The following is a 12588-nucleotide window of genomic DNA, read 5'->3' as shown; positions in this document are numbered from 1 at the left end:
GGAGCCGGTCCCCGGGAAGCGGGAGCCGGTCCACCGGAAGCGGGGACCGATCCACCAGAGGCGGGAGCCGGTCCCCGGGAAGCGGGAGCCGGTCCGCCGGAGGCGGGTGGCGGCGGTCAGTCCAGGCCGGCCAGGTACGCCTCGACGGCGTCGGCCGCGACGGCCGGGCCGTCGACGGACCGTATCCGCTCGCGCATGGCCCGCACCCGCTCGGCCACCGAGGCGTCGCCCGTCACCCGCTCCGCGGCCTCGCGCAGGCTCCGCACGGTGACGTCCTCCTTGGCCAGCAGGCGGCCGAGGCCCAGCTCCTCCACGCGCAGGGCGTTCGCCCGCTGCTCGTTAGTCTGGGGCACCAGGACCATGGGCACGCCGTTGTTCAGCGACTCCATGGTGCTGTTCATGCCGCCGTGGTTGATGAACAGCCGCGCGTGGCGCAGCACGTCGAGCTGGGGCGCGTACCGCCGTACGTCGACGTTCGCGGGCAGCGGCCCGAGGGCGGCCGGGTCGGTGTGCTCGCCGACGGTGATCAGGACGTCCCACTCGGTGTCGCCGAACGCCTCGATGGCCATGCGGAAGAACTCCGGCCAGCCCCTGGCCGAGGTGCCGAGCGAGACCAGCAGGACGGGGCGGTCCGGCGAGGCGGGCTGCCAGGTGCCCTGGTAGGGGCGTTCGGCGATGCAGGGGCCGGTGAAGACGAACCGTTCGTCGAAGGTCTCGCCGGCGTACTGGAACGCGCGGGGGAGGAAGACCAGGGCGAGCTTCTCGATGTGGGTGAGGAAGCCCATCGGGTCGGCGGGCAGCCCGAACCGGGGCAGCAGCGTCGCGAGCCTCATCGCCGCTTCGACGATCCGCGGGTCGTCCGGCGCGGCCACCGGGAACTTCTCCCGGATGGAGAAGTGTTCGTTCGCGGCCAGCACGGGATACGTCCGGATCAGCGGGACGCCGTGCCCGGCGGCGAAGAAACGCGCTCCCCAGGCCATGAAGTCGTGGACGATCACGTCCGGCCGGTTCGCCTCGTCCTCGTAGAACGGGGTGACCTGGGCCACGAGGGAGGTGGCCTCGTCCAGGCTGCGCAGCCCCTCGCCGGCGGTCTCCTCGGGCGTGAGGGGGGCCTGGTAGAAGTCGCCGAAGACCGATTCGTAGCGGACCGGTTCGGCGCCGGCCGCCTTCATGATGGGGGCGAAGTGGTCGGTCACGGTGCAGGTGACTCGGTGACCCCTTCGCACCAGTTCCTCGATCACGCCGACCGTGGGGTTGACATGGCCTACGGCCGGAAAGTTGAAGAAGGCGATGTGGCGTCGCACGGGTGGCTCCTCCCGCTCGTCCCGCTCGTCCGGATTCCGTCAGTTACGTCAGTCAGTTACGTCAGTTACATCAGTTACGTCAGTCAGTTGCGTCAGTGCCGTGAGTTACCTGGGCTCCATGAGTTCCGTCGGGTTCGCCGGGTGCCGCTGACCGGCGTATACCGTCGAGGAGTTCCGCCTGCCGCAGGGTGTCGCGGGGGTCCGGGAGGGTTCCGGAGCGCACGGCGGCGGCGAAGGCCGCGACGGTGGCCGCCACCTGGTCGTGCGGCGCGAGCGTGATCTCCTCGGTCTTGCCGTCGCGGTGCAGGCCGATCACGGGGACGTGGTCGGCGGGCGGGGTGAACGCCCGGTCGACGGTGATGCCGCCCTCGCTGCCCCACAGTTCGTACGACGAGCGGTAGGCGTGCTCCATGCCGAAGGTGATCTGGGCCGTGACGGGGCCGGGTGTGCTCAGCAACGCGGCGCCGGAGGTCTCCACCCGCCGTCCCGCGCCCCGGGCGAGGCGGGCGCCGGTGACGTGGAGGGCGGGGCCCAGGAAGTGCAGCGCGGCCCGCAGCGGGTAGATCCCGACGTCGGCCAGGGCCCCGCCGCCGAGGTGCGGGTCGTAGCGGATGTCACCGTCGGGCAGCGGGGGGATGGTGAACGCGGCGTGGAGCGAGCGCGGTTCGCCGATCGCGCCGTCGGCGACCAGGCGTCGTACGGCCTCGTGCCGCCGGTGATGGACGAACATCACGTTCTCCATGAGCACCAGGCCGCGGGCGGCCGCGAGTTGGAGCAGCCGCGCGGTGCACTGGGGGTTGGTGGACAGCGGCTTCTCGGCGAGGACGTGCCGGCCCGTGCGCAGTGCCGCCTCGGTCCACTCGGCGTGCAGGGCCGCGGGCAGCGGCACGTAGACGGCCTGGACGTCGTCCCGTTCGAGCAGTGCGTCGTATCCGTGGACGGGCCGGCCGCCGAAGCGGTCGGCGACCTCGCGGGCCTTGGCCGCGTCCCGGCTGGCGACCGCCGCGATCTCGATGCCGGGGTCGGCGGCGAAGGCGGGGAGCATGCGGCGCACGGCGATGCCCGCGCAGCCGATCACCCCGATCCGCAGGGGGCCGGTCACCGGGACCTCACCGCCGTCGCGTTGAGGCAGGCGAGCAGGGTGCGGGCCTGGACGTTGAGGTAGTGGCCGTGCCGGACCAGGGAGGTGAGCTGCCCAGGGGTGACCCAGGCGTAGCCGGGCGGCGGGTCCTGCGGGACGTCGGTCTCGTCCGCGTCGACGATGAGGTAGCGGCTCACGGCGTTGAGGAAGCGGCCGCCCTCCTCGGAGTGCACGGCCTCGTAACGGACCCGGTCGGGGCCGGCGTTCTCCACGGTGTCGAGGAACAACGGGCGTTCCCCGGCGGGCAGATGGGCGTAGTTGTCGGGGGTGTACTGCACGGTCGGCCCGAGTTCGACGGTGTCGAGGAAGCCGGCCTCGACGCGGGCGTGCACCAGGACGTGCGGGACGCCGCCGAACCGCCGGGTGAGGAAGGCGGTGACGCCGGCGCCGACCGGCTCGAACAGGGGCTGGGTCCAGCCGGTCACCTCACGGTTGCCGGCCTGCACGGACACGGCGACGACGTCGAAGTAGCGGTGCGCCTCGTGCTCGATCGTGCTCTCGCGGCGTTTCCAGCCGGGGAGGTTGTCCAGCGGGACGCGTTCGGCGCGCACGCTGTGCCGGGTGCGCTCGCCGGTGATCCAGGACAGCAGCTCGGTGTCGGTGAGCAGCGCGCCGTCCCAGGTGTCGCCGAACGGCAGGCAGGACAGCACCGTGCGGGAGTCCATGTTGACCACGTTGTCCAGGTGCAGCAGTTCGGCGATCTGGCCGAGAGTGAGCCAGCAGAAGTCGTCGAGGAGCGGGACGTCGCCGGTCGCCTCGACCACCATGTTGCGGTTGGACTTGTGGTGGAACCACGAGCCGTGTTCGGACTGGAGCACGTCGGCGACGACCCGGCCGCGGTCCGGCCCGACGAAGTACTCGATGTACTTGACGTCCGCGCCCTGGTGGGCCTTGGTGTAGTTGCTGCGGGTCGCCTGGACGGTGGGCGAGAGCTGGAGCAGATTGGGGTTGCCGGGCTCCATCTTCGCCTGCATCAGGAAGTGAAGCACGCCGTCGAACTCCTTGACGACGATCCCCAGGATGCCCACCTCGGGCTGTTTGATGATGGGCTGGTACCAGTCGGCGTACGGGCCGTCGCCGTGCGGTTCGCCCTGCTCGGTGACGTGCAGGCCCTCGACGGAGAAGAACCGTCCGCTGCGGTGCACCAGGTTGCCGGTGGACTCCTGGAACGACCAGCCGTCCAGGTCCGCGAACGGTATCCGCTCCACGCGGAAGGTGTTGGCCCGGCCTCGCCCGGCCAGCCAGGCCGCGAAGTCGCCGGTGCCGAGGTGGACGCCTTCGGTGGTGGCCGCCGAGCGCGCGATGCGGTCCGGCAGGCTCGCGTTCTGACGCCTCTGGAGGATGTGGGTCGACGGCATCGGGGTAACTCCCTGTCTTTCTGGTGCGGAGAGCGCGGCCGGGTCAGGCACCGTCGGCCGCGAGGAAGTCGTTGAGGACCCTGCGGTAGTAGTCGGGGCCGAAGCCCAGGTCCGCGACCTGCGGGACCAGGGCGCGCAGCTTCTCGGTGGAGATGGCGTACTCGGCGCCCGCGTCGACGTACTTCTTGCGCGGCGCGAGCCGCAGCGCGCGGGCGAGATGGTCGACGATGTCCTCGACCGGGGCCGCGAATCCGGAGGCCACGTTGACCGTGTCCGCCCGCAGCCCCGCGGCGAGCAGCCGGTCGGTGATCGTCAGCATGTCCGCGACGCCGATCAGGTCGCGGACCGCGCGCCGGTGCAGGAACACCGACCCCGACCGGACCTGCCGCACCAGGGTGGGGATGAGCTGGTGGTGGCGCCCGTGCGGTCCGACCAGGTGCGCAAGGCGGAGGATGAGGTGGTCGGCTCCCGAGTCGCGCAACTGCTCTTCGAGCGCGAGTTTGTGGGCGCCGTAGGGGGTGGCGGGGCGGACCGGGGCGTCCTCCCTGCCCGGTCCCTCGGCGAGGCCGTACATTCCGGTCGCGGCCGTCGAGAAGAACAGCAGCAGCTGCCCGCCCGCGGCGCAGCGCTTCGCGACGTCGCGCAGCAGTGCGGCCTCCCGCGCGTAGTCCGCGTCGGTGGCGCCGCTCGTCCTGGACTCCCCCGCCGCGAGGGCCACGGTGCCCGGATGCCGGCCGGCCAGCGGACGCAGGCTCCGTGCCAGGAATCCGGTTCCCACTATCTCCATCGTCTTCCCGGTCTCCTGTCGGGAGGCGGCCCGGTGGCTGGGAGCCGAGGCGGACCCGGTCCGCGGGCAGGGGTGCTCGGGCCCGGTCCGGAGGGGTGCGCCGACGGGCTCTCAGCCGCGCTGGGCCACGAACTCCTTGATCGTGGCGGTCATGTAGTCGAGCATTTCGTCGGTGAGCCCGGGGTAGACGCCGATCCAGAAGGTGTGCTCGGTGATGACGTCGCTGTTGGTGAGGTCGCCGACGACCCGGTGCGGCTTGCCGATGTAGGCGGGCTGCCGGGTGAGGTTGCCGGCGAACAGCCGCCGGGTGCCGATCTTGTGTTCTTCGAGGTGGGCGACCAGTTCTGCGCGGGTGAAGCGGGCCTCGGGGTCGACGGTGATGACGAAGCCGAACCAGCTCGGGTCGGACTTCCGGGTGGGCTCCGGCAGCAGCAGGCCGGGCACGCCGTCCAGTCCCTCGCGCAGCCGGCGCCAGTTGCGCCGCCGCGCCTCGATGAAGCCGTCCAGCTTGTCGAGCTGGGCGAGGCCCAGCGCGGCCTGGATGTCGGTTCCCTTCAGGTTGTAACCGACGTGGGAGAAGATGTACTTGTGGTCGTACCCGGCCGGCAGGTCGCCCAGCTGGTACTCGAACCGCTTGAAGCAGGTGTTGTTCATGCCGGGTTCGCACCAGCAGTCGCGGCCCCAGTCGCGCAGCGACTCCACGATGCGGGCCAGGCCCAGGTCGGAGGTGAGCAGACAGCCGCCCTCGCCCATGGTGAGATGGTGCGCCGGGTAGAAGCTGACCGTGGTCATGTGGCCGAAGGTGCCGGTGAGCCGGCCGTCGTAGGTGGAGCCGACCGCGTCGCAGTTGTCCTCGATGAGGTAGAGGCCGTGCTCCTGGGCGAGTTGCGCCACCTCGGCGACCTCGAAGGGGTTGCCGAGCGCGTGCGCGATGATGATCGCCCGCGTCTTCGGGCCGATCGCCCGGGCCACCCGCTCGGCCGTCGTGTTGTACGTGGCCAGTTCCACGTCCACGAAGACCGGCACGAGCCCGTTCTGCAGGATCGGGTTGACGGTGGTGGGGAAGCCCGCGGCGACGGTGATCACCTCGTCGCCCGGCTTCAGCGCCCGGTCGCCGAGTTCGTGCTGGGTGAGGGCGGAGACGGCCAGCAGGTTCGCCGACGAACCCGAGTTGGTCAGATGGGCCTTGCGCCGCTTAAGCCTCTTGGCGAAGGCGGACTCGAACTTCTTGGAGCTGGGTCCGGCGGCGATGCGCATGGTCAGCGCCGCCTCGACGAGGGCGACCCGGTCCGCCTCGTCCAGGACGGCGCCGGACGGCCAGATCTCGGTCACGCCGGGCACGAACTCCCGGTCGGGCGCGGTCTCGCGGTGGTATCTGCGGACCTCGTCCAGCACCAGTTCCTTGTGGTCGATGGTGTCGCTCATCGTCATGTCCTTCCGTTGACCGGTGCCGGCACAGCGGCTGCGAGCAGGTCGCGCAGCGAGTCGTCGAGGGTGCGGCGCGGCCGCCATCCCAGGAGCCGCAGCGCCCGTGAGACGTCGAGTTGCTGCCACGCCACGTCGGTGCGCGGGGACGGGGCGGGGGCGGCCTCGACGACGGGGACGTCCACGCCGCTGAGGCGGACCATGCGGTCGATCAGCGCGCGCATCGCTACGGCCTCGCCGCGGCCGACGTTGATCACCCGGCCGCTGACGTCGGCCCTCGGCGCGGTGGCGGCGGCGCGTACGGCGTCGACGACGTCGTGCACGTCGACGAGGTCGCGGCGGGCGCGCAGCGGCGGGAGCCGCAGCTCGTCGGGCGGCTCGCCCAGGGACCGGGCGCGGGCGGCCGCGCCGAGGTGTGCGGCGACCCGGCCGAAGAGGCTGCCGGCCGGCACCCCGGCACCGATCACGTTGGCGAGGCGGAGGACCACACCGTCGAGGCCGTCGTCCGCCGCGGCCCGCAGGACGGTCCGCGTGCCGAGGAGTTTCGTGCGCCCGTACGGTGTGACGGGTGCGGGCTCCTGCTCCTCGCGGGTGCCGGCGCCCGGCGTTCCGGCGCCGTACTCGTGGACGGTGCCGAGCTGGATCAGCCGCGGCGGGTGCGGCAGTCCGGCGAGCGCCCGGGTGAGGCGGACGACCAGGTCCGCGTTGCCCGCGGTCATCTCGGCCTCGTCGCCCTGCCAGACCCGGCCGGCGGCGTTGACCACCACGTCGGGCCGGACCGAGCCGAAGAGGGCGGCGAGGTCGAGTGCGTCGGCGGCGAGCAGGTCCATGGCCACGTGCCGCGCGTCCCCCGGCCCGTCCCCCGCCGCGGTACGGGACACCGGGTGCACCCGGGCGCCGTCGGCGCGGAACGCCTCGCCGATACGGCGGCCCAGGTAGCCGGTGCCGCCGAGCACCATCACGCGCAGCCCGGCCGCCGCGCCGCGGTCAGCCGTGTCCACGGCCGGCCCCGTACTTGACGGCCTTCCACCAGTCGGGGTGGTCGCGGTACCAGGCCACCGTGGCGGCCAGGCCCTCCTCGAACCCGATCCGCGGCGCGTAGCCGAGCTCTTCACGGATCTTGGACTCGTCGATGGAGTACCGCAGGTCGTGCGCCTTGCGGTCGGCGACGTGGCGGATCATCTCCGCGCCGGATCCGGTCAGTTCGAGCAGCCGCTCGGTGATGGCTCGGTTGGTGCGCTCGTTGCCGCCGCCGATGTTGTAGATCTCGCCGGCCCGGCCGCGGTCGAGCACCAGGTGGATGCCGCGGCAGTGGTCGTCCACGTGCAGCCATTCGCGGATGTTGCGTCCGTCGCCGTACAGCGGCACCGGCCGGCCTTCCAGCAGGTTGGTGACGAACAGCGGGATGAGCTTCTCGGGGTGCTGGTAGGGCCCGTAGTTGTTGGAGCAGCGGGTGATGGAGAGGTTCACCCCGTGCGTGCGCCAGTAGGTGCGGGCGACCAGGTCGGAGCAGGCCTTGGAGGCCGCGTAGGGGGTGTTGGGCAGCAGCGGCCAGTCCTCGGTCCAGGAGCCCTGCTCGATGGAGCCGTACACCTCGTCGGTGGAGACGTGCACGACCCGCTCGACCCCGCTGTCCAGCACGGCGTCGAGGAGGGTCTGGGTGCCCAGGACGTTGGTGCGGAAGAAGGGGCCCGCGCCCTCCAGCGAGCGGTCCACGTGGGACTCCGCCGCGAAGTGCACCACGGCGTCGTGTCCGGGCAGCAGTTCGCGCAGCAGGCCCAGGTCGCAGATGTCGCCCCGGACGAACTCCAGGCGCGGGTGCGCGGCGGGCAGGTTGTCGCGGTTGCCCGCGTAGGTCAGCTTGTCCAGGGCGGTGACCCGGGCGTCCTCCCACCCCGGGTAGGCGTTCCGGAGCAGGTTGCGGACGAAGTTGGAGCCGATGAAGCCGGCTGCTCCGGTGACGAGGATCCTCATGCGGCCACTTCCACTCTGGTGTGGTCGCCGACGACCAGGCGGTAACGGTCCGTGCTCTGCCCGCTGGTGCCGACCGAGGCGGAGCGTCCGATGACGGAACTGCGCAGGCCCTGGACGCCGGTGACCGACGCGCCGTCCAGGGCGATGGAGTACTCCAGCCGGCTTCCGGTGACCGTGCACGCGCGCCCGATGGACGTGTGCGGGCCGATGTGGCTGTCCTCCACGACCGTGCCGGCGCCGATGATCACCGGTCCCTCGATGCGGGAGCGCACGACGCGCGCCCCCTCCTCGACGACGACCGGCCCGGCGAGCACGCTGGCCCCGTCGATCTCACCGTGCAGGGCCGGCCGCAGGCTCTCCAGGACGTGCTGGTTGCAGTCGAGGAGGTCCTCGACGTTGCCGGTGTCCTTCCAGTAGCCCTGGTACTGGCCGGCCCGCACGTCCGCGCCCGTCGACACCAGCCACTGGACCGCGTCGGTGATCTCCAGTTCGCCGCGGGCGCTGGGCCGGATGGACCGGACCGCTTCGTGGATGGCGGCGGTGAAGAAGTACACGCCCATCAGTGCCAGGTCGCTGCGCGGCCGCTCGGGCTTCTCCACCAGGCGCAGCACCTCGCCGCCGGGGCCGAGTTCGGCGACCCCGAAGGCGCGCGGGTCCGGCACCTTGTAGACCACGACGTGGGCGGCCGGGCGGTGCGCGGCGAACTCCTCCGCGATGCCGGCGATCCCGTCGGGCAGCATGTTGTCGCCGAGGTACATGACGAAGTCGTCGTCGCCGAGGAAGTCGCGGGCGATGGCGACGGTGTGGGCGAGGCCGAGCGGAGCCTCCTGCCGGATGTAGGTCAGCCGGGCCCCGAGCCGGGAGCCGTCCCCGAGCGCCTGCTGGATCTCCTGGGCGCGGTCGCCGACGATGACCCCGACCTCGGTCACGCCGAGGTCCAGGATGTTGCCGAGGACGTATTCCAGGACCGGCCGGTTCGCGATGGGGATGAGCTGTTTGGGCATGGAGTAGCTGAAGGGCCGCAGGCGGGTGCCCGATCCGCCGGCCAGCACCAGAGCCTTCATGGGAGGTCCTCTCGCTTCATGTGTTGATGCCTCTTCGGTCCGGTGCGCGGTCCGCGGCCGACGGGGCCCGGGACCGGGCCCAGGCCCTGTCCTCCTCGGCCCGGTGCGTGGGCGGTCGGCGGCACCGGGGGTGACACCGGGTCGGGCACCTGGTCAGACGCCGGGTCGGGCGACAGGTCCAGGCGGCGGCCGGGTCAGGCGGCGGCGAAGTCCGGCAGCGTGCCCGCCGCCAGGGCCTCGGCGAGCGTCGGTGCCTTCGCGTCCTTGTCCGAGACCAGCGGTGTCCCGGCGCACTCCCAGGGAAGGTCCAGGTCGGGGTCGAGCGGGTTGATGTCGATCTGTGTTCCGGGGACGTACGTGGTGGAGACGACGTAGCAGATGCAGGCGTCGTCGGTGAGCGCCAGGAATCCGTGGCCGACGCCCTCCGGCACGTACACGGACCGGCCGGAGGCGGCGTCGAGTTCGCTGACCCGGTGCCTGCCGAAGGTGGGCGAGCCGACCCGGAGGTCGACGACGATGTCGCGCAGCACGCCGCGGACGCAGGTGACGAACTTCGCCTGTCCGGGCGGGATGGTCACGCTGTGGATGCCGCGCAGGGTGTGGCGCCGGGACACCGAGTAGTTGATCTGACGGGGCCGGAAGACGATCCCCGCGGAGCGCTCCAGGTCGTCGGTGCGCAGCGACTCGTAGAACACTCCCCTGCTGTCGGGTATGTGGTCGGGCTCGATGAGAAAGGTGCCGGGGATGCCGGTCTCCTCGACGCGCACGCTCGCCCCCTCCTGCTGAAGTCGACTGGCCTCGGTGCCGTGTGCGGCGGCGGACGCCCGCGGCTCAGCCGCGGTGCTCCGCGGTCAGCCGCTCCAGGACCGGGACGACGTCCTTCGGTGCCGGGGCGGCCAGCATGTCCTCGTACAGGGCGCGGGCGCCGAGCTGGAAGGACGGCTCCTCGATCAGCCGGACGAGGTCCTTCTGCAGGCTGTCGACGTCGATCGCCGCGGGGTCGGCGACCAGTCCGGCGCCCCGGCGGGCGACGTACCGGGCGGTGACCATCTCGTCCCACATCGGCAGCGGCACGACGAGCTGCGGCACCTTGAAGGCGACGGCGGCGGCGAACGTCCCGCCGCCCCCGTGGTGGATGATCGCCGAGCTGGCGGGCAGCACCTGGTTGAGCGGGATGTACTCCAGGGCGCGGACGTTGTCCGGGAGTGTGCCGGCCGCTTCCAACTGCTCGCTGTTCAGCGTCGCGACGAGTTCCAGGTCCAGGCCGGCGACGGACTCGAAGAACTCCTTCATCGGGAAGCCGCTGTGCCGGCCGGCCAGCAGCCGGCGGCTCACTCCCAGGGTGAGCACGGCCCGGGGGCGTTCCGGGCGGGGGTGCAGCCAGCCGGGAAGCACGGTGCCCCCGCTGTAGGGGACGCGGCGGACGGGGACGTACGTCAGGTCCAGCGGGGTGCGCATCCGGGACTGGGTCAGGTCCAGGGTCCACTGGCCGGTCAGCGTCTCCTCGGTGAAGTCGAGGCCGTAGCGTTCCAGGACCGGGCGCAGCCACGGCATCCACGGGTCCTCGGTCAGGCCGGACGACGGATCGGCCAGCTCCTGACGCGTCCTGGCCCGGACCAGGCCGATGTTGTCGGTGCCGAACAGCAGGCGCGCGTGCGCGGCGCCGCAGGTGCGGGCGGCCACCGCGCCGGTCGGCGCCAGCGGGTCCCACAGGACGAGGTCGGGGCGCCAGTCCCTGGCGAACTCGACCAGCGTGTCCAGGACGGGCCGGCGTCCGCCCTCGACAGCCGGCGGCGGGTAGTACGCGTGGAACATGCCCCCGAGCACGGCCCTGGCGGTGCGCCAGGAGTCCGGGTCGTCGGGGTCGAGCGCCAGGGTGGGCCGGTCGGGGCCCGCGGCGGCGATGAGGGGCGCGAGCGAGGCGGTGAGTTCCTCCTTGCCGCCCAGCGAGACCGCGGTGAGGCCGGCCGAGGTGATGTTCTCGATCACCTTCTGGTCGACCACACCTTCGGGGCTCGCCACCACGACCTCGTGGCCGGCGCTCTGCAGCGCCCACGCCAGCGGAATGGCTGGATAAAGATGTGCCGATGCCGGAAAGATGGTGAAAAGAACGCGCATCGCTGACCTCTCCGAGACTGCCGGCGCCATGCCGACGCGTACGGTTCGCACGCATCCTGCGGGCGCCCTCTAAAGAGCCGCTTGTGCACCGCGAGCGGGGTGCACGGGGGTGCACGGAGGTGCCGCACCCGCCGCCGGGCGCCGGAGCCCCGCCCCGGCCGGAGTTTCGCCGCAAAGCGCGGATCGGCTCCAACTCTCCTTTGTAAATGGGCCAGTTACGCCGTTGTGTGTCCGCAGGGGTTTGAATGCCGCACAATTTTTACGAGGTTGACTTACGATCTCCGCAGGATGGAGGCCGTGCAGATGATCGAGAATCACGAACGGTCCGACACCTTGTACGAGTTGAGCAACGCCCACCTCTACAGAGGAGTTCGGTGATGCTGAACCTCCAGGACCATCCCGCCGTGCTCTGTATCAAAGGCCACGAACGGTCCGACAGCGCGGGCGAGTCGAGCGACGCGCACGTCTCCCGGGGAGTTCGGTGATACGCATACTGATCGCCGAGGACATGAACATGGTTCGCGGCGCCTTGGTCGCGCTGCTCAATCTCCAGGACGATCTCGACGTGGTGTGTGAGGTGGCACGCGGGGACGAGATCGTCGACATGGCGCTCAAACACCGGCCCGACGTCGCCATCATCGACATCGATCTGCCCGGTGTCGACGGCCTGTCGGCCGCCGGCCGGCTGCGTGAACGGCTCCCGCAGTGCCGCGTCCTCATCCTCACGAGCCTGGGCCGCCCCGGCGCCCTGCGCCGGGCCCTGGAGACCCGGGTCGCCGGCTATCTCCGCAAGGACGCCCCGTCCTCCGAACTCGCCACCGCGGTACGACGGGTGGCGGCGGGGCACCGGGCCGTCGACCCGGAACTGGCGCTGGCCGCCTGGGGGGAGTACGAGAGCCCCCTCACCGACCGGGAGACGGAGGTGCTGCGGCTGGCGGCGGAGGGCGCGGAGCCGCGGGAGATCGCCTCCCGGCTGCGCCTGTCGGCGGGGACGGTGCGCAACTACCTGACGACCATCGTCGCCAAGCTGAACGCCCGCAACCGCGTCGACGCGATCCGCATCGCGAGGGATGCCGACTGGCTGTTGTGACGGGGGCCGCGGACCACGGCGGGGCGTCGCCGTGCGCCGGGCGTCCTCATCGAACGGCGTTCTGATCAAGGGGCTTTGGCCGGTCACAAGGGCTGCTCCCTAGCGTGCGGCGCAGGCAGCAAGCTGCGTCGACGCGAAGGAGCGGCCGGTGGCCGTCGATACGACTCATTCCAGTGGCACGAGCGCCTCCGGGGAGGCGGACGGCACGGCCCACCTCCCGGTTCACGAGGTCCGCCGGCTGGACCGGGTGATCATCCGGTTCGCGGGTGACTCGGGTGACGGGATGCAGCTCACCGGTGACCGTTTCACTTCGGAGACGGCGTCGTT

General features: G+C 71.6%; 11 protein-coding genes. 1 reads left to right on the top strand and 10 read right to left on the bottom strand.

Features of this window, described 5'->3' with window-relative positions; translation table 11 throughout:
• Positions 1 to 116 precede the first annotated feature (116 nt).
• From AB0G63_RS32000 to AB0G63_RS31955, 10 genes are all read right to left on the bottom strand, one after another.
• A complete protein-coding gene (locus tag AB0G63_RS32000) occupies positions 117 to 1304 on the bottom strand; it encodes a macrolide family glycosyltransferase (RefSeq protein ID WP_360757453.1) in 1188 nt (395 codons plus the stop codon).
• 79 nt (positions 1305 to 1383) lie between these two features.
• Positions 1384 to 2406, bottom strand: a complete 1023-nt coding sequence (locus AB0G63_RS31995; protein WP_360757451.1) for a Gfo/Idh/MocA family oxidoreductase — start codon at positions 2404 to 2406, stop codon at positions 1384 to 1386.
• Positions 2403 to 3803: an NDP-hexose 2,3-dehydratase family protein gene (locus AB0G63_RS31990; RefSeq protein WP_360757448.1), complete on the bottom strand. Its 1401-nt coding sequence runs from the start codon at positions 3801 to 3803 to the stop codon at positions 2403 to 2405. The genes AB0G63_RS31995 and AB0G63_RS31990 overlap by 4 nt, the downstream gene beginning before the upstream one ends.
• A 43-nt stretch (positions 3804 to 3846) precedes the next feature.
• The gene (locus AB0G63_RS31985; protein WP_360757446.1) at positions 3847 to 4590 is read right to left on the bottom strand and encodes an NAD-dependent epimerase/dehydratase family protein; all 744 of its coding nucleotides are present in this window, start codon (positions 4588 to 4590) and stop codon (positions 3847 to 3849) included.
• Positions 4591 to 4701: 111 nt separating this feature from the next.
• Complete coding sequence (gene rfbH / locus AB0G63_RS31980; RefSeq protein WP_360757443.1) at positions 4702 to 6015, bottom strand: lipopolysaccharide biosynthesis protein RfbH; 1314 nt, start codon at positions 6013 to 6015, stop codon at positions 4702 to 4704.
• 2 nt (positions 6016 to 6017) lie between these two features.
• Positions 6018 to 7016, bottom strand: coding sequence for an NAD(P)-dependent oxidoreductase (locus AB0G63_RS31975; RefSeq protein ID WP_360757440.1), 999 nt, complete (start codon positions 7014 to 7016; stop codon positions 6018 to 6020).
• A complete protein-coding gene (gene rfbB / locus AB0G63_RS31970) occupies positions 7003 to 7989 on the bottom strand; it encodes a dTDP-glucose 4,6-dehydratase (RefSeq protein WP_360757437.1) in 987 nt (328 codons plus the stop codon). Before rfbB ends, AB0G63_RS31975 begins: the two co-directional genes overlap by 14 nt.
• A complete protein-coding gene (locus tag AB0G63_RS31965) occupies positions 7986 to 9053 on the bottom strand; it encodes a glucose-1-phosphate thymidylyltransferase (RefSeq protein ID WP_360757434.1) in 1068 nt (355 codons plus the stop codon). Before AB0G63_RS31965 ends, rfbB begins: the two co-directional genes overlap by 4 nt.
• Before the next feature lie 194 nt (positions 9054 to 9247).
• Complete coding sequence (gene rfbC / locus AB0G63_RS31960) at positions 9248 to 9820, bottom strand: dTDP-4-dehydrorhamnose 3,5-epimerase (protein WP_360757431.1); 573 nt, start codon at positions 9818 to 9820, stop codon at positions 9248 to 9250.
• A 64-nt stretch (positions 9821 to 9884) separates the two neighbouring features.
• Complete coding sequence (locus AB0G63_RS31955; RefSeq protein WP_360757429.1) at positions 9885 to 11171, bottom strand: nucleotide disphospho-sugar-binding domain-containing protein; 1287 nt, start codon at positions 11169 to 11171, stop codon at positions 9885 to 9887.
• Between the two features lie 481 nt (positions 11172 to 11652).
• Between AB0G63_RS31955 and AB0G63_RS31950 the strand changes: the two genes are divergently transcribed.
• On the top strand, positions 11653 to 12261 hold the full coding sequence (locus AB0G63_RS31950; protein WP_324786539.1) for a response regulator transcription factor: 609 nt from the start codon (positions 11653 to 11655) through the stop codon (positions 12259 to 12261).
• The last annotated feature ends 327 nt before the right edge of the window (positions 12262 to 12588 follow it).

Source organism: Streptomyces sp. NPDC020996, assembly GCF_040641355.1.
GTDB lineage: Bacteria > Actinomycetota > Actinomycetes > Streptomycetales > Streptomycetaceae > Streptomyces.
Note: the sequence above shows the minus strand (reverse complement) of the source record. Positions and strands in the feature narration are given on the sequence as shown.